Annotated in this window: 16 protein-coding genes and 1 pseudogene; all 17 read right to left on the minus strand. The window is 60.9% G+C overall.

Going from position 1 to position 19,285, the window contains the following annotated elements; all coding sequences use genetic code 11:
• Nucleotides 1-1,338 (minus strand): annotated as a pseudogene (locus AC3WWR_RS27055) (ImcF-related family protein); the annotation flags it as partial.
• On the minus strand, nucleotides 1,325-2,497 hold the full coding sequence (locus tag AC3WWR_RS27060) for a hypothetical protein (protein ID WP_454866067.1): 1,173 nt from the start codon (nucleotides 2,495-2,497) through the stop codon (nucleotides 1,325-1,327). The pseudogene AC3WWR_RS27055 and the gene AC3WWR_RS27060, both read right to left, overlap by 14 nt.
• Before the next feature lie 115 nt (nucleotides 2,498-2,612).
• Nucleotides 2,613-3,185, minus strand: coding sequence for a Tli1a family immunity protein (gene tli1a, locus AC3WWR_RS27065; protein ID WP_454866068.1), 573 nt, complete (start codon nucleotides 3,183-3,185; stop codon nucleotides 2,613-2,615).
• Nucleotides 3,172-3,336, minus strand: a complete 165-nt coding sequence (locus tag AC3WWR_RS27070; RefSeq protein WP_020801239.1) for a hypothetical protein — start codon at nucleotides 3,334-3,336, stop codon at nucleotides 3,172-3,174. Before AC3WWR_RS27070 ends, tli1a (AC3WWR_RS27065) begins: the two co-directional genes overlap by 14 nt.
• Nucleotides 3,324-3,896, minus strand: a complete 573-nt coding sequence (gene tli1a / locus AC3WWR_RS27075) for a Tli1a family immunity protein (protein ID WP_454866069.1) — start codon at nucleotides 3,894-3,896, stop codon at nucleotides 3,324-3,326. The genes AC3WWR_RS27070 and tli1a (AC3WWR_RS27075) overlap by 13 nt, the downstream gene beginning before the upstream one ends.
• Entirely contained in the window at nucleotides 3,883-4,047 is a 165-nt protein-coding gene (locus tag AC3WWR_RS27080) for a hypothetical protein (RefSeq protein WP_454866070.1), read from the minus strand. The genes tli1a (AC3WWR_RS27075) and AC3WWR_RS27080 overlap by 14 nt, the downstream gene beginning before the upstream one ends.
• Nucleotides 4,035-4,607, minus strand: coding sequence for a Tli1a family immunity protein (tli1a, locus tag AC3WWR_RS27085; protein WP_454866071.1), 573 nt, complete (start codon nucleotides 4,605-4,607; stop codon nucleotides 4,035-4,037). Before tli1a (AC3WWR_RS27085) ends, AC3WWR_RS27080 begins: the two co-directional genes overlap by 13 nt.
• A complete protein-coding gene (locus AC3WWR_RS27090) occupies nucleotides 4,594-6,912 on the minus strand; it encodes a T6SS phospholipase effector Tle1-like catalytic domain-containing protein (RefSeq protein ID WP_454866072.1) in 2,319 nt (772 codons plus the stop codon). Before AC3WWR_RS27090 ends, tli1a (AC3WWR_RS27085) begins: the two co-directional genes overlap by 14 nt.
• Entirely contained in the window at nucleotides 6,900-7,385 is a 486-nt protein-coding gene (tli1a, locus tag AC3WWR_RS27095; protein ID WP_454866403.1) for a Tli1a family immunity protein, read from the minus strand. Before tli1a (AC3WWR_RS27095) ends, AC3WWR_RS27090 begins: the two co-directional genes overlap by 13 nt.
• Before the next feature lie 71 nt (nucleotides 7,386-7,456).
• Complete coding sequence (gene tla1 / locus AC3WWR_RS27100) at nucleotides 7,457-8,227, minus strand: toxin Tle1 chaperone Tla1 (protein WP_432668265.1); 771 nt, start codon at nucleotides 8,225-8,227, stop codon at nucleotides 7,457-7,459.
• Nucleotides 8,224-10,626, minus strand: a complete 2,403-nt coding sequence (locus AC3WWR_RS27105; RefSeq protein ID WP_454866073.1) for a type VI secretion system Vgr family protein — start codon at nucleotides 10,624-10,626, stop codon at nucleotides 8,224-8,226. The genes tla1 and AC3WWR_RS27105 overlap by 4 nt, the downstream gene beginning before the upstream one ends.
• Nucleotides 10,627-10,628: 2 nt before the next feature.
• Nucleotides 10,629-13,292 carry a type VI secretion system ATPase TssH gene (tssH, locus tag AC3WWR_RS27110; protein WP_454866074.1) on the minus strand — a complete coding sequence of 888 codons (2,664 nt, stop codon included), beginning with the start codon at nucleotides 13,290-13,292 and terminating at the stop codon, nucleotides 10,629-10,631.
• 138 nt (nucleotides 13,293-13,430) lie between these two features.
• Nucleotides 13,431-13,922 (minus strand): Hcp family type VI secretion system effector, encoded by a 492-nt coding sequence (locus tag AC3WWR_RS27115; RefSeq protein WP_020798295.1) that lies wholly within the window; start codon nucleotides 13,920-13,922, stop codon nucleotides 13,431-13,433.
• Nucleotides 13,923-13,956: 34 nt separating this feature from the next.
• Nucleotides 13,957-15,687, minus strand: coding sequence for an OmpA family protein (locus AC3WWR_RS27120; protein WP_020798296.1), 1,731 nt, complete (start codon nucleotides 15,685-15,687; stop codon nucleotides 13,957-13,959).
• Between the two features lies 1 nt (nucleotide 15,688).
• The gene (gene tssL, locus AC3WWR_RS27125; RefSeq protein ID WP_020798297.1) at nucleotides 15,689-16,369 is read right to left on the minus strand and encodes a type VI secretion system protein TssL, short form; all 681 of its coding nucleotides are present in this window, start codon (nucleotides 16,367-16,369) and stop codon (nucleotides 15,689-15,691) included.
• Nucleotides 16,366-17,721: a type VI secretion system baseplate subunit TssK gene (gene tssK / locus AC3WWR_RS27130; RefSeq protein ID WP_432668267.1), complete on the minus strand. Its 1,356-nt coding sequence runs from the start codon at nucleotides 17,719-17,721 to the stop codon at nucleotides 16,366-16,368. The genes tssL and tssK overlap by 4 nt, the downstream gene beginning before the upstream one ends.
• Nucleotides 17,718-19,280 carry a type VI secretion system contractile sheath large subunit gene (gene tssC, locus AC3WWR_RS27135; protein WP_020798299.1) on the minus strand — a complete coding sequence of 521 codons (1,563 nt, stop codon included), beginning with the start codon at nucleotides 19,278-19,280 and terminating at the stop codon, nucleotides 17,718-17,720. Before tssC ends, tssK begins: the two co-directional genes overlap by 4 nt.
• Nucleotides 19,281-19,285 lie beyond the last annotated feature (5 nt).

Consider the following 19,285-nt stretch of genomic DNA (forward strand, 5'->3'; position numbering starts at 1 on the left):
GTAGGCGGGCCAGAGCAGTTGCAGGAGTTCTGTGTTCTTGTTCAGGCCGAAGCGCTGGTACCAGGGCGTGCCGTGGGTGGCGCGGTAATCCAGGCGGCCGAGCTCGCGGATCAGCTCGTTGAGGGCGAGGAATTGTTCGTCACGGGTGGATGAGTGTTGCAAGGTCGCCAGGGAGGTTTGCACCTGGGCGATGTGTACGCGGTTGCTGGCGAAGGACAGCAGCAGGCCGGCGCCCCATGCCAGAGTCAGGGCGAGCATCAGGGTTTGCGCGATGCGGGTCGCGGGCCAGCCGAGGCGACGCGGGCGCGGTTTTTTATCGCCGAGCACGCCGTGCCAGACCGGTGATATCGACCAGAAGTGACTGCGGTTATTGGGATCCGGCGACACTTCCGGTAACGGCAGGCTGAACCACAACCCGCGCACCGGCACGCTCCCGGCCAACTCGCCGAGCAACGGTGCCAGCGCCTGACGCCAGCGGGGAATGCCTTCGACCTGCAAATCGCGGGACAGGCGCAGCAAAAAGTCATGCGGTATCTGCCCGCGCATCTGTTCCAAGCCCTCCTGGCGCAAGGGCTCGACCAATTGATTCAGGCGACTCTCCAGCTCCACCGCAGTGAAGTCGGCGGGCAACGCACAACCCACCGCCTGCGTCTGACGTGTGCGCTGCTCCCAAACAGTGTCGCAGACCTGCCACAGGTGCAACGGCAACTGCCAATGCAGGGTCCGGGCCAGATCGCGCAGGCGCCGCAGGCTGTCGCCCAGTGTTGCGGCGTCGGTGGATTGTGGCTTATTCAACGCCCAGACCACGCCATCGAGGGCGCGCCAGCGGCTCAAGCCCTGCCATTGGCTGAACAGGGTTGGCGACTGTACGCTGCCACCATGGAGCAGCACGGTGTCCTGCCCATGCAGGAACTGTCGGGTGGTCAGTCCGGGGGCGATGGCTTCGATCTGCTCGGGTTCGCCGACGACCAGGAGCAGGCGGACTTTGAAGCGCCAGAAAGGGCCATAGTGCTTGCGCAATTCTGCGAGTGCCTTTGCGCACTCGTCTGGTGGACTAGTCTCGGTATTCGGCAAGGGCAGCAGAGGCTGACTGCCCATCACCAGCTTGTGAATCCCTTTCTTCAGGACCAACCAGATCGAGACTGCCAGGCTAAAAAGCAGTGCCCAGCACATCAGTCCTTTGAGCAGCAGATCCACCCACATGGCTTGGCTGACCGGGCCGCGCCCTGTCCAAATCCACCAGGCCACGCCACCCACCGTGACCACTACAGCCACGATCAGCGCCAGCAACAGCGCCGTCGGCCAGGAAGATATTCTTGGAGCTTCAACTATCTGCATGATCGGATTCCACAATGCCCAGGGCCAGGGTGTGTTGAGGGTCATTCGCCAACCAGGCACACGGCACGCCATGCTGCTCGGCATACCAGGCAGCCAGGGTCTGCACGATCATTGCCTCAAGGTTTTGCAGCGCGCCAAAGTTGGCGTCTTGCAGGTGTTGGCGGGTGTTCCAATCCAGGACAGACAGCGGCGGCATGTCGGGTTGAGAGAACGACACGCATACCGGCGCGGAAGACTTCAGCTCGCTTTGTTGCGACACTCGCTCGGCTACCGACGCCAAGCTCTCGGCATCAGCCGCGAACCATTCCCCGCGAGACAAGCGCACCCGACCTCGCGGACCGAGCCACCACAACACGGCAGCCTCGCCCGCGGGCATGTGACTCTGTGCCTCGGGCGGCGAAGAGTGGCAACCGGCACAAAGAATGCGGAGATCCCAGGGTGCCCCGTGCAGCCGATCAATGATCGCGTCAAGGCTCTGCATGCCTTGCCAAGGCTCGGGTTGTTCGGGCAACTGGATTTGCGGACAGCACTGCCTCATCTGTTCGACAAAGGCTTGCCAGGCGTCCAGTGAACCTTGCCAGTAACAACACACTGGCTGCACCACGTCGGGTTCCGTACGCTGCTCGTTCCATTGCAGGGCCAGCAACGTCGCCAGATGCCGTTCGCGCTCGGCGACATCGCGTCCAAGTACCTGGAGCAGTCGAATCGCCGGGCCCTCGGGCGTCTCCTCTGGCACTGGGGGTTGATGCTCAGGACTGAACAGGCTTTGACGGTGTTCGGGGGAACTGCAGGCGGCGCCCAACAGCACCGATTCGATCAACCCGACCTTCTGGCGATGGTGGGTCCACCAGGTGTGCTGAACCCGCGTGGCTGCATTGGCATGATATCGCGCGATATGCCAGTTGAAACGGTAGTACAACACGCGCAACAGCAGTGCCAGCAACCACAACACTGCCACGCCAATCATCACACCCCAGACGGTGAAAACGTCCAGCAATAATCGCAAAATATTCCAGTAACTACTTCCATGTTTGACCGACTCCAACAGATCGGCGCCAACAAACACCAAACCCAACAGTGCTGCGCCGTTAACCAGCCATCGCTTGTAGTTGGGGGGTTGCGCCTGGGGATAGGGGGCATACTCGGGAGCCACTTTCATGAGGCCACCCACGTGTCGGCGCACTGCAACTGACGCAGCAGCGGCGATCCTTGTTTAGTGCAGGGTTCTCTTGACTGGCTGGCTGCAGTGCAGCCCATTCGCCCTTCGGCGTATTTCACTTCGGACATGACTGTGGCTCCGGTAAATGCAACGGGGTCTTGATCGGGTATTCGGGGCTGCCGTAGGCGTAGCACGAGGTGGTGACTTGCAGTTCATCGCAGGGCAGGAAGTGCACGGTGAGGCCGCAGACTTTTTGGCCGGTGTAGTCAGGGACTGGTACGACTTTGCTGTGTTGGCGTTTTTGCGCGTCGATTTTGTCGAGCCAGGCATCGTATTTGGCCTCATCGGCGAGGCCTGGAGAGTCAAAGGAGTAAGCTACACCCGTTTCCCAATCCACACGCACTGTCATACCCGGTCGCCAACGAGCTGGCGCGATATAGCAACAGCCTCCGCCGCCACCCTGATAAGGCCCGATGATGTCGAGGCCCGAACGACCATCGACTCGGAAGTGATTGATCGCCCAATGGGTGTGGTTGATGGCCTCAAGGGTGCTGGCCTGAGCATATTGTGCAAACAGGCTGCCGATCAAAGCGCCAAGGACGACGGCCAGTTCGCGGTATGGGCTGGGCTTGAGTTCTGGTTTGCTGGCGTGTACCACGCCTCGAAAAACAAGTTCAGACCGATGCATTTTTCACCTCATCAGCCTGGGCATAAAACGCTTTCCATAACGTATCGATGTCTTGCATGGCCTGGGCGAGGTGCTCAGCGTCCAGCACCACGAGGACCTCGACCGGAAACGCTGGCAGGTACCAAAGCGAAGCGTGTTTCACTTCGGACATGACTGGGGCTCCGGCAATTGCAGTGGGGTCTTGATCGGGTATTCAGGGCTGCCATATGCGTAGCAGGAGGTGCTGACCTGCAGCTCATTGCAGGGCAAAAAATGGACGGTGAGACCGCAGACTTTTTGGTCGGTATAGTCAGGGACTGGTACGACTTTGCTGTGCTGGCGTTTTTGAGCTCTGATTTGCTCCGCCCAGGCCTCGTATTTGACCTCATCCGCAAAGCCGGGAAATCCATCGGGATAAGCCACCCCAGTCTCCCAATCCACACGCACCGTCATCCCCTGTTGCCAACGTGCCGGCGCGACATAACAGCACCCGCCCCCGCCCCCTTGGTAAGGTCCGATAATGTCGATGCCCGAACGGCCATCGACACTGAAATGGTTGATTGCCAAGTGAGTGTGATTGATGGCTTGGAGAGTGCCGGCCAGTGCGTCTTGTACAAGCAGGCTGCCAACCAGAATGCCGACGACAACGGCCCCTTCGCGCCATGGGCTGGCTTTGAGTTCGCGCCTGGGGGCCTGTGCCACGCCTCGAAAGAAAGGTTCAGGCCGATGCATTTTTCACCTCACCAGCCTGGGCATAAAACGCTTCCCACAGCGCATCGATGTCTTGCATGGCCTGGGCCAGGTGCTCAGCGTCCAACACCACGAGGACCTCGACCGGAAACGCTGGCAGGTACCAAAGCGAAGCGTATTTCACTTCGGACATGACTGTGGCTCCGGTAAATGCAACGGGGTCTTGATCGGGTATTCGGGGCTGCCGTAGGCGTAGCAGGAGGTGGTGACTTGCAGTTCTTCGCAGGGCAGGAAGTGCACGGTGAGGCCGCAGACTTTTTGGCCGGTGTAGTCAGGGACAGGGACGACTTTGCTGTGTTGGCGTTTTTGTGAGTCAATTCTGTCGAGCCAGGCGTAATATTTGTCCCTATCAGCAAAGCCGGGGAAACCTGCTGAACTTCCTTCTCCAGTCTCCCAATCAACACGCACTGTCATCCCCGGTTGCCAGCGTGCCGGCGCAATGAAGCAACAGCCGCCCCCTCCACCTTGATAAGGACCGATGATGTCGATGCCGGAGCGGCCATCGACACTGAAATGGTTGATTGCCCAGTGAGTGTGATTGATGGCTTCGAGAGTGCTGGCCTGAGCGCCTTGAACAAGTAGGCTGCCAACCAGAATGGCGACGACAACGGCCCGTTCGCGCCATGGGCAGGCTTTGAACTCGGGCCTGCGGTCCTGTGCTACGCCTCGAAAAAAAGGTTCAGGCCGATGCATTTTTCACCTCACCAGCCTGGGCATAGAACGCTTCCCACAACGCATCGATGTCTTGCATGGCCTGGGCCAGGTGCTCGGCGTCCAGCACCACGGGTTGCGCGGTGCCGGCAGGCCCGGCATTCGGGTTGGTGTGCGCCAGCACTTCACCGTTCTCGCCATACAACGCCAGGTCGCGACGGCCGGCCTCGCCGAAAAACACCATGCGTTCGCCGAAATAGCTGCCGAACCACTCACGTCCCCGTGTGTACAAGAACCAGGCGCGTGAGTCGTGGACCTGATCGTCGAACAGTGCGCGCAATAGCCCTTCAGGTTGCGTGGCGTTGCGGCTTTCGTCGACATTGCCGCGCCGGGTTTCATTTTGATGATTGATTTCGCGCAACGGCGGCGGGAATAGCTGACCCACACGCGCCTGTCCCTCGGCTTTCATTCGCTGACGCTCGAGCCGCACCCGGGTGGAGACCTGATGAGCAATCAAACCGGGAATGGGCATCATTAGTGCGGCCCGCATCACCAAAGGATCCGTAAGGCTGAGGGCGCGATAATGCGCGGCAAATTCTTCGGCCGCTTCGCGCAACTGGGTTCGCGCCATGTCGGCATCGAAATCCTTGACCCCAGGCTCCAGCGGCATGTTCGGTTCGCGGCTGAGAAACTCACGAGCCCGCTGCTGCTTGCGGCGTTTTACGACCTCTGCCTGCTTCTGGTCGCGCTTTTCTTCGGCGCGCGCTTTGACCCCTTTTTCGGCTTCAAGGTCGCTCGCCTGAAGATAGAATGGGGTGTGCTTGAGGCTGGCGAAGGCATAGCGGTCGATGCGCCAGGCGGTGATCCAGCTCATCTGATTGCGCAGGACCTGTTCCAGGTAAGTGGTGGCGGGAGTTGGCTGGTAATGGTCAACCTGTTCAGCGGGCAGCGGTTGAAGATCGGTGGGTAGACCAAGAGTGACTTCGCGCCAGGCATTGAAACGGTTTACCAATGTTGGCGCCGCGATAAACTCTCGTAACAGTTCGGGCTCCATCGCCCGCCAGCGGTCTCGGTTAACCGCCTCTGGCAAAACTTCTTCTGGCACTTTCAAAGGTGCGCCATTGGCAAAGGCATCGGCATACAGATCGTTCAAGGCAATCTGCGACAGCAATAGACTGTCTCCAACCCGAGGGTCCGTACTGACAGCCTTACCCTGTTCACCCGGCGGATATCCCCCTCCCTGATCCGAGTGCACGCCCGGGTAAATCACCTCCAGGCTATTTACCGGGTAACCACCCTTCTCCCGGCGAAGAGATTCCAACGGAAAACTCAACCGTTGCTCGTAACTGGCAACGATATGCAGGCAACGCTTGACCAGACTGCTGGCGGGCAGTTCCTGGTTGCCATCGGCCCAACTCATATGGCCGTTGGCCCCTGGGACGATGTCGGCCAGACCGACCGAGGCCACGGTGTCCAGCAGTCCCAGGTACTCGACGCTGACGGGCAACCGCAGGTCAGACAATGGCAAGGCCAGCGCCGGCTCAGTCAGGGTCAACAGCTGGTTCAGCCAACTGACAAAGGCCCGCGCCGCCGCCGCGCCACGGGAAAACCCATACACGTACAGCTTGATCCCCAACAGTTTGACCTGACCGGGTTGCGGCTGGGTCAGAGCAATGCGCAAGGGCTTTTCCAGGGCCTCAAACTGTTTGCGAAACTCACGGCTGCGCGCGGCGAAGCCAGTTGCCCATTCCAGTCCGGGCGCCGTACCCATGGCCTTCACCGCGGCGAGCAGGGCCGTGTTGTCCAGCCTTGGCAATCCTAGCGTGCGGCGCAGGGCATCGAGGATCATCAACAGCCCCCAGTTGATCCGCTCCTCGCCATACCAGGCCCCCCCCAGCCCCAGAATGCTGTAGTCCAGGTCGCCGACTTCAGTGAACGGCGTGCCCACACCGGGCATGTAGTACTTGAAGTACTGGCCGTTGCCGGTACCCGCCGCATCAGTCAAACCCTTGGCCTCGGTGCTGTGGGCGGTGCCGCCGGCATGACCGTCGCCAATGCTGGCGCGGAACATCCGGGCGATATTGGTCGGGTGCCGGGGATTCGACAGGTAGAGGTCGTTGTTGAGGTTATTGCCGGTGCCGTCGAAAAACAGGCTGATGTGCAATGTCTTGCAGCACGGCGGCATAAGCCGGCGCCCGGCCGCCACGCAAAGGGCATCGTGATACTGCGACTCCAGCTGACACTGGCGCTGATTATTTTGATAGACCTGCGCAGCGCTGCGAGGCAAACGGCCCTCAACCGGAAACGCTGGCGGGTACCACATAGAAGCGTGTTTCACTTCGGACATGACTGGGGCTCCGGCTGTTGCAGTGGGGTCTTGATCGGGTATTCGGGGCTGCCGTAGGCGTAGCACGAGGTGGTGACTTGCAGTTCATCGCAGGGCAGGAAGTGCACGGTGAGGCCGCAGACTTTTTGGTCGGTGTAGTCAGGGACAGGAACGACTTTGCTGTGTTGGCGTTTTTGCGCATCGATTTTGTCGATCCAGGCTAAATACTTCAGCCAATCACCAGTGCCGGGGTAACCCGCAGAGCTTCCAGCGCCCGTCTCCCAATCAACACGTACAGTCATCCCCGCTTGCCAACGTGCCGGCGCGACATAACAGCACCCGCCCCCGCCCCCTTGGTAAGGTCCGATAATGTCAATCCCCGAACGACCATCGACACTGAAATGATTGATGGCCCAGTGGGTGTGGTTGATGGCCTCAAGGGTGCCGGCCTGGATGTTCTGCGCGAATACGGAGGCAGTCAGATCGATGAACATGGCAACGATGACGTTGTTCACTGCGGGTGTAGGCATGAAATTCGACTCCTGTCTTTGCGGGGGCGAGGCACTCAGGCGATGCGCAACTTGTCGAGGGTGAAAGCTTCGCGTTCGGGCATCAGCAGCAATCCAGCCAGGGTGGCTTCGAGCATGGCGCCGTAGCAGGCTTGAAAGTGCTGTTCGGCGCTCCGCTCGCCAGGCAGTGCATGACGCAGGTTGTTCATGGCCAACGTGGCATCACTGGCACAACCGAGGGTGTCTACCTGACTGTCGCTGAGCTCGATGGGACTCAACATTGCGACGCTTTCGGGCGTATCGGGAGCCCCTGGAAAGTGCTGGGGAATGCCATCGCGATCGAGCCAGCTCCAGAACACCGCGGGACGCAGCCACGGCTGTTGCTGATCAGCTTGCAACACATGGCTGAACAGCAACGGGAACAGACGCGGATCGTAATAGCGCAGCAACCCTGGATAGCCGCCATTGCGTGCCTCAAGGCAGCGCCCCAGGTGCTCGGCCAAGGCCTGGAAAGGCCAGTGGGAAGCCAGCGCCAGTAGTTGTGAGCGACCTTGCAACTCATGCATCAAGCCCTTGAGCCATTGCCGCTGCAGCGGCTGCGCCAGGTCAACGCGCACCAGCAACGGCGCCAGTTCTTCGGCACCGGCTTCCGGCAGCCCGGTGAACAACGAGTACCAAGTCAGTGATGGCTGCACACTGACTACACTTGGAAGCAGTGGGGCATTGCTGCCTGCCTGGTCGATGATGATGTCCAGGCAGGTGATAGACGCCTTCACGCAGGAGGCCTCCAGCAAATCGATCCAGGTACCGCGTTGAGTGAACGTCATGCTCGCGTCTCCCTGAGTACAAAGCCCTGGGCAGCGGCCCGGGCTCTTTTCAGGCAGTCCTTGCACACTGAGCCGGGCAGTTCAGGCAAAGGAATGGCTTCGCTGGCGGGCAGGTTGAACTCGTGACGCGCCGCCTTGGCCTTGTGGTCCCCGGCCGTCCCCGATTCGATGCCGCTCGCATCGAGGATGTAGTAGCTTCCGCCGCCATTGAGGGTGATTTTCTTTTTTGCCGTGATGCGGACTTCGTCTTCGGTGCTGGTAATCGACAGTTCGTGGCGGGCCAGCAGCTCGAGTTGGTCGTTCTGCGCCTGCACGGAGACCGGGCCCTGATTGGCGATCAGTTTGATCCCCAGCTTGCGCACGAATACGCTCAGACCCTGGCCGATGCCGAAGAACAGACGCTTGACCACACTGAGGTTGGCGTCGCCGCCGGCGTTGAGCATCAAGTTGTCCTGCGCGGCCAGCTGCAGGTGTTGGCCACTGGTCAAGGCGATGCCTTGGGGCGCGCTGAGCAGGATCACCTGGGCCTGGAGTGCTTCGATTTGCTCGCGCTGCATTGACAGTTGCGCCTGCACATCGGCGGGTTCGGCGAGGGCTGCCTGCGCTTCGCTGGACAGGCCTTGCAACTGCTCGACGGCCTGTTGCAAGCGGCCCAGCGCGGCTTGCATGTCCAGTACCTGACCCTGGGCGTTCGGTTGCTCATCGGCACTGATGAACACACCCTTACCGCCACGGATGGCGCCATGGCCATCCGTCCTCAGCTCAAACCCTTCCCCGCGCTTCTGCTTCTTCGCATCCACCAGATGCCCCAGGTTCAGCTGGCTCTTGCCGCCATATTCGGTGCTGAGCTTGACGTGCTCCTGCCCCCGCAGGTCTTCCATGCGCAGCTTGTTATTCGCCGGTGTACGCAGCACATTGCGGGTGTGGTCGCGCCTGCGCAGGGTCACGTGGTCCGGGTGTTCGCTGTCGTGCAGGGCGTGGGCGATGTAGGGGCGGTCCGGGTCGCCCTGTTCGAAAGCCACCGCCACTTCGGTGCCGGCGAGCATTGGCAGGTGCAGGCCGTGGGTGTCGCCGCCGTAAGGCCGGGCCAGGCGCAGCCAGGTGCTTTCCTGGCCGGGTTTCCAGGTGTCGCGGTCGAACAGGAAGCGCACGCGGTAGCGGCCTTCGAGATCGATTTCGGCGTAGCGGTCGTTGCGCTCGGGGCTGCTCAGCCGGGCTGGCAGGGTGCCGGCGATGATCGGTTTGGGCGGGACCTTTGGGCGGAAGCAGACCATCTCGGCGTAGGGAATGGCTTCGAAATGCACTTCGATGTTGCGGTCGCGGGCGGCACGAGTGCGCAGGCCGGTGATCACCGCGCCAGGGGCAAAGGCCTGGGGCGCGCCGGCGATTTTCAGCACCTGGCCTGGCGCCAGGGTGGCGCTGCTGCTGGCGCCGCTGAGATGGGTCTGGCTGTTGAGGTAGCGCTCGTGGCGCAGGCGCGCGTAGAAAAAGCCGCTTTCGCTTAGCAGGTCTTCGTCCTGGTCCAGTTTGTCACCGAGCACGCGATAGGGTTCGGCGTAGTGGTAGGCCTCGCCGTAGGTGCTGGTCGTGGTGCCACGGGTCTGGTCGACCTCGCCATCGAGAAAGGCGCGGGCATCAAGGGGGTGATAGGCGCGAAAGTTGATGGATTTTTCCACCACCTGGTGGCGGGTCTGCAAACCCCACACGCCGTCCTCACCGCTGGCGAAACCGGCGGGTGCACGCAGTGGCAATTTCACGCCAAACTGGTAGTGGCGCTGGTCGTCGTGGAACTCGACAACGTCGATCCGCAGGCGGTCGTCGTGGCTGAAGCGGTACCAGATGCCGACCTCGGCCAGCAGCCGCTCGATGAACGCCAGGTCGCTTTCGCCGTACTGCATGACCTGCTCGCGCCGGGGGTATTCGCGCACCAATTGGAACAAGAAGTGCTGGCCGAGGAAATCGTGGCGGCTGCGCAGGATGTGCTCGACGATCTCCGGCACCGACTGCTGCTGGTACAGGCGGTACTGACGGCCACGATCGAGCAGGGCAAGGCGCGGTTGCAGGGTGATTTCATAGCGCGCTTCGTCGCGGGAGGCGGACAGGCGCTGGAAGCTATTGACCATCCCATACAGGCTGCGCAACGGCTTGACCTCGGGCACTGGCAGGCCAGGGTAAGGTGGCTTTGCCGGCGGCGGATAGAGGCTGAAACTGGCGTCCTTGTTGAGCATCTTCTCGGCGCTGAGGTCTTGCTCGCTGCAGGTGAATTCCACACGGTAAGTGAAGGGTTGGCTGAGGTGTTCTTCGCCTTCGAAGGCGAGGACATCGAACGCGGCGTCGAACCAGCGGATCGCGAACTTGTGGCGGGTGTGATTGAAGAAGATGCGCGTTTGGGTGCTCATGGTCAGGCCTCCTTGGCGACGCTTGGCATCGCTTCCTGGGAATCGATAAACCGCAGCGTGATGCCTTCGTCGTCGCTGTAACCCATAGTCACTCCCCGGGTTTGCTGATGGGCTGCCTGCCGCTGCAAAAGCTGCTGGCTAAGCACCGGCAAAATCTGCTGATTGAGCAAGCTGTCGATGTTGCGCGCACCGGTATCGGGCAGCAGGCAGGCGGCGACCAGGGCTTGGTTGAGCGCGTTTTCGATCTGGCAGCTGAGGCCGTAGTGGCGTTGCAGGCGTTTGGCGACCTTGGCAAGTTTTTGCGCGACGATGCGTTCCAATGCTTCGACTTGCAGAGGGCGGTAGATCAGGGTCTGGAAGCGCGCGAGCAATGCCGGCTGGAAGTGCTCGCGCAACAGTGGCCGCAGCAACTCCTGCAGGGTGCTGTCAGGTGCTTCAGGATATTGCTGCACGCAGGCTTGCAGTTCATCGCTGCCAAGGTTGGAAGTCATGAGGATGACGGTGTTGCGAAAGTCGATTTCGCGCCCTTCACCATCACGCATGAAACCGCGATCGAAGACCTGGTAGAACAGGTTGAGCACGTCGCGGTGAGCTTTCTCCACTTCGTCGAGCAATACCACGCTGTAGGGGCGCCGGCGTACCGCTTCGGTGAGTACGCCACCTTGGCCGTAACCTACATAACCCGGTGGCGAGCCCTTGAGTTGGCTGACGGTATGGGCCTCCTGGTACTCGGAGAGGTTCAGGGTAATCAGCGACTGTTCGCCACCGAACAGACAGTCGGCCAGCGCCAGGGCGGTTTCTGTCTTGCCGACGCCGCTGGTGCCTACCAGCAGGAACACGCCCAAGGGAGCCTGCTCTTCGGTCAGGCCGGTCTTGGCCGCGCGCAGGCGCTGGGCCAGGGCGCGGAGAGCGTGATCCTGGCCGACGACGCGGTCACTCAATTGTTGCTCCAGTTCAAGCAGGCTGGCCTGTTCGTCCTTGAGCAGACTGCCCAGCGGCACGCCGGTCCAGTCAGCGATCACTTCGGCCACGCTGCGTGGGTTGACGTCCAGCGAGAGCAACGGCTGGCTGCCCTGCACTTTCGCAAGCTGCTGTTGCAGTCGAGTACAAAGCGAGATCTGCAGGGGGTCAGCCTGACGTGCATCAAGCAGTTGGCGGGTAAGGTCGAGTTCGTCGCGATACTGGCGCACCAGCGCAGTGCGCTGGTCTTGAAGGTCGACCCGTTGCGCATCAATCAGGTCAAGGCGCTCGTCAACGCTGCAATCGCCGAGTTGTGCATCCTCTACCAGTGCCTGCCGTTCAAGCTCCAGGGCCGCCTGCCCGGCCTTGAGTCTGACCAGTGCCTGGGGCTCGCAATCAAGGCTCATGCGCACCCGGGCACTGGCGGTGTCGAGCAGGTCGACGGCCTTGTCGGGCAGTTGTCGACCGGTCAGGTAACGCCGCGAAAGCGCGACCGCGGCCTGTACCGCCGCATCCTGAATGTGCACGCCATGATGGCTGGCGTAACGCGCCTTCAAGCCACGCAGCATGAGACAGGCATCGTGGTCATCCGGCTCGTCGACCTTGACCTTCTGGAAGCGTCGTTCCAGGGCGGCATCGCGCTCAAAGTACTGCTTGTATTCGCTCCAGGTAGTGGCGGCAATAGTGCGCAATTCGCCCCGGGCGAGTGCGGGCTTGAGCAGGTTCGCCGCGTCGGCACCGCCCGCCTGGTTGCCGGCGCCGATCAGGGTATGGGCTTCATCGATGAACAAAAGCACTGGGTTTGCCGATTGCTGCACGGCATCGATGACGTTTTTCAGGCGCTGCTCGAACTCACCCTTGACCCCGGCACCCGCTTGCAGCAACCCCAGGTCGAGAGTGCGTACGCTGACCGGTTTGAGGCTGTCCGGAACGTTGCCCTCGACGATGCGCAGCGCCAAACCTTCGACCAGTGCGGTCTTGCCGACGCCGGGCTCGCCAACCAACAGCGGATTGTTCTTGCGCCGACGACTGAGGATATCGATGACCTGGCGGATCTCATCGTCACGGCCGAACACCGGATCGATCTGCCCTTCCCGGGCCTTTGCGGTGACGTCCTGGGTGAACCTGTCCAGCACGGCCTGCAAGGCATCGTGGTTGCCGGAAGCGGATGAAGGCGTCGCCAGCCCATCAATCGAGACCGGTGCCTGATCAATGGCAGCCTCTTGCTGCACTTGGGGGCGCTCTTCGGAATGTTGATCGAGCAGCACGAACAAATGCTGCAGTTGGGTTTCGCTGATGCTGAACAGTGGCCAGGCTGCGTCACAAGCCAGCAGCTCGGGTGACTCCAGCAACGCGCCGAGCAAGTGGGCCGAGCGCAGCTGTTCCTGGCTGTCCAGCGATGCGCGCAGCCAGGCGCTCCTGATCAATTGCTGCAATTTGCCACACAGCTGCGGCTTGCCGTGCACGCTACGCTGTAGTGTGTCCAGGTGTTCAAGCAGTCCGCGCCAGAGCGCGTCCAGATCCCATTCGTAGCGACGGGCAATGAGCGTCAGGTCGCCCTCGCCCTGTTCGAATAATTTAAGCAACCAGTGCTCGATACTGATGTAGCCATGGGCGCGACTTTGGCACAGGGTCGCCGCCGCGCTCAGCGCCTGGGCACAGTAGGGATTGAGACGGCGAAGCAAGCGGGAGGCATTCTGTACCATGGGGGTACGTCCTTGTTTTGAGTGTGCGGTTGGTCATCGACGAGCCCGAAACTCGATGGGGCTGGCTGAGCGCCCGCGTTCGGACGCTCAACTCGGAAAATCGAACCCGCAGGCATGAGTACCTGCGAGCTCAGTGGGCTAAGCGCCCTGACGCTCGTCCCAGGCATCGGAGTGACTGAAGTTGCCCTCGGCGAACTTCCAGGTGATCTTCTCGTAACGCAACTGGACGTCCTCCAGGTGATTGTGTTTTTCCTTTGTCGGGTCCTTGATGTCGTGCATTTTCGTCACGACGCTCACGACCTTTACGTTTTCAAGCAGAACGGTGTAGTAAACGACCTCTTGGCCCGCGTCATCGATGCGATACCACTTGAACTCGGCGCTCTTGAACGTCTGTCCTTGGGACGCGCCCTTGAGCAAGTAGACGCTGGCAGCATCGATTTCCTTGGTGAACCTGAACGGCGTGTGGATCCGTGTGCCTGTCAGCTTGCCGGTGTTGTTGTCAGTGGGAATGGTCAAGCCATGATCCTGGGCCAGCACCTCGATGCTGCCCTGACGCCCTATCACATCGACCGAACCCTTGATGTCCGCATCGCCATCATTTTTCAGCCACAGGTAAACGGGAATTGCCATGTGAAGCTCCTTCTCTAAGAACATGAATGCCGCGTTAGGCGACAGGGGGTTGCAAGTCTGATCCCGCAGCAGGGAACACGCAGGCTCCCGGCTCCGGCACAAGACGAATATCGACACGGCGGTTAGCGCTTCGCCCGGCCTCGGTGTCATTGCTGGCGATGGGCTGGCTCGCACCGAAACCCTGAACCGCAAAGCAACTTCCAGGGATGCCGCCCATGTGCTGCATCCAGTCGTGCACGGCGGCAGCTCGGGCGCGGGACAACTGCAGGTTTTGTTCGGTGCTGCCGGTGGCATCGGTATGGCCGCTGATCACGATGAGCCAGCCAGGCTGGGCCTTGATGTCGACCAGGGCGTTGACCAGGATCTTCGTCGAGCCGGCTTTGAGCTGGGCGCTGCCCGTGTTGAACAGCGACAGACTGTCCAGGCGCACCGGCGTTGAATTGCCCGCAAGTCTTGGCGCCAACAAAGGATGACGGTGACCGGCAATCGTCGACTGCAGCCGGATGCGCAAGCGCTCGCCTCGATAAAGGCCGAGTCCCAGCGACAGGGGAGCGCCGTGTCGGTAGTAACTGTCCAGGCGCAGGGCATCCTCGCGCAGCACCGTCAGCGCCTGCTCGCGCAGGATGTATTCAGGCCGTTCAGGTTGCCCAGTCACCGGGAGGGCGTTGTAACGACGCAAGTCGTCACTGACCTGGCGGACCAACAGGGTGTTCTGCCAGGCCGAGCTGGCCAACGCTGTTATCCCGGCAACGGCGAACAACCACCAGGCGATGACGCTCGCACGGTGCAAGAGAGCGCGTTGAGCCTGCATGGGAAGCAGCGCCAGCAAGGGATCGGGGAAAGGCATGGATATGCACTGCCCTGGCTCAGCTTGCCTGGCGTCAAGCAGTGCAACCTTGTTGCGCAGCCATTGTTGCCATAAGTTGCCCGTGACTGATTGCGCGAGCAGCGGTACGAAGGTGACAGCACAAACCTTCGGCAGACCGTCAGGATCGCGGGCATCGCGGGGCGACAAGTGAGGCAATACCGTGTGATCGAGCCATGCCACGACACTGTTCAGCTTTACGCTGGCGTGCATGCGGGCAGCGCGCGTTGCACTGTCTGAAGGGTGACTTTGCCAGTCGGCCAGGCTGGTGCAGGCTCCGGCCTCGCGTACCCTGGGGCTATCCTCTGCGTCCTCCCAACTGAACCAGACAGCCTCTGCGGTCGGGGCTTGCAAGTAAGTCGCCAACATTAGCGGCAGCGCAATGTCGCCCTTTCGGACGATACCTAGCTGATAACGCAAAGCACGCACCCGTGCAGCCAGTACGGCGCTGTCGTCCTGCTCGGCCGGGTTGACGATGAACATGACGCTGAGCTGCCTACTCCATTCCGGGCGCAGTGTCATCAGGCCGGCGGTGAGCGTAGGCAGTTGCTCAAGCTCGGGTACCCGCACATAGCAACCCTGGTGGGTCGTGCGCAAGGCCAGTTGTTCCACGGGTGTCTCGCCGAACAACTCCACAAGACCATCGCCACAGACCAGCACCACTGGTTGGCGGTAGGCTGCCGGAGGCAACGATGTATTCTCGGCCAGGATCAATGATGCGCTCATTGACGTTGCACGGCGCCCCAGCCGGTTCCAGGCCACGACCATGACGCAGACGACGGCCAGAACAGCTGTTGCCCGCAGGCCCCAGGCCAATGGCACGACTATCAACAATGTCAATGACAGCGCGCCCGCCCACAACCAGAGACCGCGCATCTGGGCCAGGGTTATTGGCCTCATTTCAGGCCTCACCAGGCAAAACCGAGTTGAGGAGATTGGCCAACAGTTGGTCAAGCCCCCACCACAGACCGACGAAGAGCAGCCCTACAAGCAGACCATGGGCCAGCGGCGAATGTGGCCACAAGCGCATGCGCAGTCGCTGTCCGATCTTCACTGTTGTCGCCAGCGAGCGGCTGATTCCCAAAGGGGCGACCTGCGCATGGAAGGTGCTCAACAACTGCTCGCGCACAGGGTCGCCGGCATCGCGGTAACGCCCCTGGAAGCCCAGCATCAACACCCGATGGAACACTGTCAGCACCAGTGGATCAGGCGCAGGATCACGCAAGACTTCGCGCATGTCTTCATACAGGAACTCGCCGGCCTGGTGGCGATTGAAGAACTTCGCTTGCAAGGGCTCTTTCGTCCAGGCATCGCGAGCCTGCGTTTCGACACGGAGTACGGTTTCATCGAGCAAGGCGCACTGGGCATGGCTGATGTGATCGATGCTGCGCGGGTTCAGGCCTGCCAGCTCGAGCAACTGGCGAACATGCTCGACCTGCTTGACGCAAAGGTCCCACAGCGCCGTGCCAGCGAGCGTCGATGCCCCCTGGCGCAGTTCCACCACCAGCAGGTAGCTGTCCTGCAGCAACGCGTCGATATCCACCGTCAGTGCGGTAGGTTTTCTTGAGGCTTTCAGGTTCATGTGCGCAACACCGCAAAGAGTTCAAGTTTGACCTCGGCCAGCGTGCTCGGGACGTAGAAGGCGCAGACCCCCGCAGCCAGCACCGCCTGGCCCTTGGCGTGGTCGAGATCCAGGTCGAAATACTGGTTTTCCAGCCTCAGTGGAATGGCTGCCGGGACATGGCTGAGCGGCTGCAACGGCACACCATCGAGCGCGGCGTTGATCAGCTGATCGACTTCATCCGGCGTGCCGATCTTGCACAAGCGCGGAAACTGGCTCTGCACCTGTGCTGCCGGCAAGCGGCAACGCACAGACAGATAAAAGTCGGCACCTTCACGCTCGCGCAGACGTGGATCATTGAGGCTGACCTTCCAGCGATTGGCGCCGTCCTCCGCAAGCTCCAGGGCAATGACACGCGAAGGCAGGCTGGCCTCCAGCAAGGTGGAAACCAGGCGCAACAGCGGTGGAAAGACGCTTTCCAGATGCTCATGCCGGTAAGGCGGGATCTGCTCGATGTCGTGTTCCAGGGAAAAGGTCAGCAGGCCTCCGGCCAACTTGGCCAGTTCCCGATAGACCAGCTCGGGATGCTGTGCCGGATGGGTTTTGAGATCCGCCAGAATCGGCTGATAGGTGTTCAAGGCATTGAGCAGCCAGAACAGCGATACATCGGCTACGGCAAAGTCGGCCATGCGCTGGTTACTTTCACGACGCATGCCCATCAGCCGTTGGCGCTTGGCGGACAACTGGGTCAGCAGGTTATCCAGCTGAGCCAGCAATCCAGGATGAGCCGCGAATTCGAGCAATGGCGGCACATAAGCGCTGTCGAAGCCCCATGCACCCTGCCCGTCCCGCAGCAGGCGCGCGATCGGGCAGGTCAGGTAATCGGCGTTGTCGTCGTGGGCAAAACGCAGGCTCAGCGCGTGTTCGAGCACGCCGATCTGTTGCGACTCGCCATCGTAGAAATCCTGCACATTGCGCCAGTCCTGCCGATAGCGCGTCGGTCGCTCGACCTTGGTGCTATCGAGCAAGCAGTTGTTGCCATTGGCCTGTTCCAGCGGCAAGGCCAAGAGCACCGTAGCGTCCTGAACTTCACCGGAAAGCAGGTGGGTCAATTCCAGAGCACAGGGCAAACGATCCACCAGATCGCTATCAACCAAGGTGCCATCAGGCATGCGCAGGCATAACTGCGTGGCCTTGAGCTTGCCCAGGCGCAGGGCCTCCGTATCAAACGCCACCGCCTGAACCCCCCAGGGGTGGACCAGAAACAAATGTGCCAGGCGATCGTTGGACCAGGCTTCCCAGCGTGCCTGTTGCTGGAACTGCTGGGGGCACAGCAGTGCCCCCGCAGACCATACGGGACGGTCGATTTTCAAGACCTGGATTCCCCGCGAACGGTATCAGCCTTGCGCTTGGGCATCTGCGATACCAGCGAAAGGTTGACGTCCATGCCCTCCACCTGGAAGTGCGGCACGGCGTACAGCTTGACGCGGAAGAAGCCCGGGTTGTCCTCGATGTCTTCCACGGTGACCTTGGCGTCACGCAGCGGGTGCGAGGCCTGCAGGTCGTCGCCCGGGTCGGTCATCTCGGTGACCAGCCCGCCAATCCACTTGTTCAGCTCCAACTCCAGCAAGCGCCGGTCCTTGGTGGTGCCGATGTTCTCGCGCTGGATCAGCTTGAGGTAATGGGCAATGCGCGACAGCAGAAAAATGTAGGGCAGGCGCGAATTTATGCGGCTGTTGGCGGTCGCATCGGCGGTGTCGTACAGGGCCGCTTTCTGGGTCGAGTTGGCGGAGAAGAAGCACGCGTAGTCGCGGTTCTTGTAATACGACAGCGGGATGAAACCGAGGTCGGCGAATTCGAATTCGCGAGTCTCCGGGATCATGACTTCCGAAGGAATCTTCACCTGGTTGCCGGTGCCCAGGTCATAGAGGTGGATCGGCAATTCGGTGACTGCGCCGCCCGACTGCGGCCCGCGGATCTGCACGCACCAGCCATTGGCAATGAAGCTCTTGACCATGTTGGCGGCAAAGGCGAACGAGGCGCTGGTCCATAGGTACTTGTCGTGGTCCGGGCCCTTGACGCTCTCGACGTAGTTGAAGCTGCGCACCGGAACGGTGTCCGGCCCATAAGGCAGGCGCCCCAAAACACGGGGCATGACCAGGCCGATGTAGCGGGCGTCGTCACTGTCGCGGAACGCCTTCCATTTCAGGTATTCGGCACGGTCAAAATAGTTGCCGATGTCCTTGATGGCGGCCACTTCTTCCATCGAGCGCTTGCCGAAGAAGGCCGGGCCAACCGTGCCAATGAAGGGCATGTGCGCGGCGGCCGCGACTTTGGAAATGTTGCGCAGCAGGGCGATATCCTGCGGCCTGCAATCGAACTCATAGTTGGAGATCGCGGCGGCAATGGGCTCCCCGCCGGGAGTGTCGTACTCCTGGGTGTAGGTATGCATGTACAGGCCGCTTTGCGCAATTTCCGGTGCATCGTCGAAATCCTGGACCAGATGCTCCTTACTGATATCGAGCAATTCAATGCGCACGTTCTGACGAAAATCGGTCTGGTCGACCAGCGACTTGACTCCGCGCCAGGTTGACTCGACCCGCTGGAAATCGGGGTGGTGCATCACCGCATCGAGTTGCCGGCTGATTTGCGTATCCAGGGCTGCAATGTGTTCATCGAGCAGGACTTTATCCAGGCGTTCGAATTTCTGCGAAGACTGCCCCAGCAGTTTCAGAAATACACTGACAGCCGCCGTTACTCGCTCATCGGCGGACACTTCGGAGAGCGCCTCGGTATTTTGAAATACTTCGATACTACTCAGGGTTTCGACCGGACTGAGATTGATCTTGCCAAACAGTGCGCCATATACGCCTCTTTCTTCGGACAACACTGTAGCGTCGCGCGATTGCACGTTAGAACTTTCGATGGACATTAAAG

The sequence above is a fragment of the Pseudomonas sp. EB271-G4-1 genome (assembly GCF_058791355.1).

Bases quoted from the DNA above. Each gene is read 5' to 3' on its own strand.
- AC3WWR_RS27115 (WP_020798295.1), bottom strand. From the start codon at position 13,922: ATGGCAATTCCCGTTTACCTGTGGCTGAAAAATGATGGCGATGCGGAC.
- AC3WWR_RS27090 (WP_454866072.1), bottom strand. From the start codon at position 6,912: ATGTCCGAAGTGAAACACGCTTCTATGTGGTACCCGCCAGCGTTTCCG.
- tssC (WP_020798299.1), bottom strand. From the start codon at position 19,280: ATGTCCATCGAAAGTTCTAACGTGCAATCGCGCGACGCTACAGTGTTG.
- AC3WWR_RS27080 (WP_454866070.1), bottom strand. From the start codon at position 4,047: ATGTCCGAAGTGAAATACGCTTCGCTTTGGTACCTGCCAGCGTTTCCG.
- AC3WWR_RS27120 (WP_020798296.1), bottom strand. From the start codon at position 15,687: ATGAGGCCAATAACCCTGGCCCAGATGCGCGGTCTCTGGTTGTGGGCG.
- AC3WWR_RS27060 (WP_454866067.1), bottom strand. From the start codon at position 2,497: ATGAAAGTGGCTCCCGAGTATGCCCCCTATCCCCAGGCGCAACCCCCC.
- tssL (WP_020798297.1), bottom strand. From the start codon at position 16,369: ATGAACCTGAAAGCCTCAAGAAAACCTACCGCACTGACGGTGGATATC.
- tli1a (WP_454866069.1), bottom strand. From the start codon at position 3,896: ATGCATCGGCCTGAACCTTTCTTTCGAGGCGTGGCACAGGCCCCCAGG.
- AC3WWR_RS27070 (WP_020801239.1), bottom strand. From the start codon at position 3,336: ATGTCCGAAGTGAAACACGCTTCGCTTTGGTACCTGCCAGCGTTTCCG.
- tli1a (WP_454866403.1), bottom strand. From the start codon at position 7,385: ATGTTCATCGATCTGACTGCCTCCGTATTCGCGCAGAACATCCAGGCC.
- tli1a (WP_454866068.1), bottom strand. From the start codon at position 3,185: ATGCATCGGTCTGAACTTGTTTTTCGAGGCGTGGTACACGCCAGCAAA.
- tssH (WP_454866074.1), bottom strand. From the start codon at position 13,292: ATGGTACAGAATGCCTCCCGCTTGCTTCGCCGTCTCAATCCCTACTGT.
- tli1a (WP_454866071.1), bottom strand. From the start codon at position 4,607: ATGCATCGGCCTGAACCTTTTTTTCGAGGCGTAGCACAGGACCGCAGG.
- AC3WWR_RS27105 (WP_454866073.1), bottom strand. From the start codon at position 10,626: ATGAGCACCCAAACGCGCATCTTCTTCAATCACACCCGCCACAAGTTC.
- tla1 (WP_432668265.1), bottom strand. From the start codon at position 8,227: ATGACGTTCACTCAACGCGGTACCTGGATCGATTTGCTGGAGGCCTCC.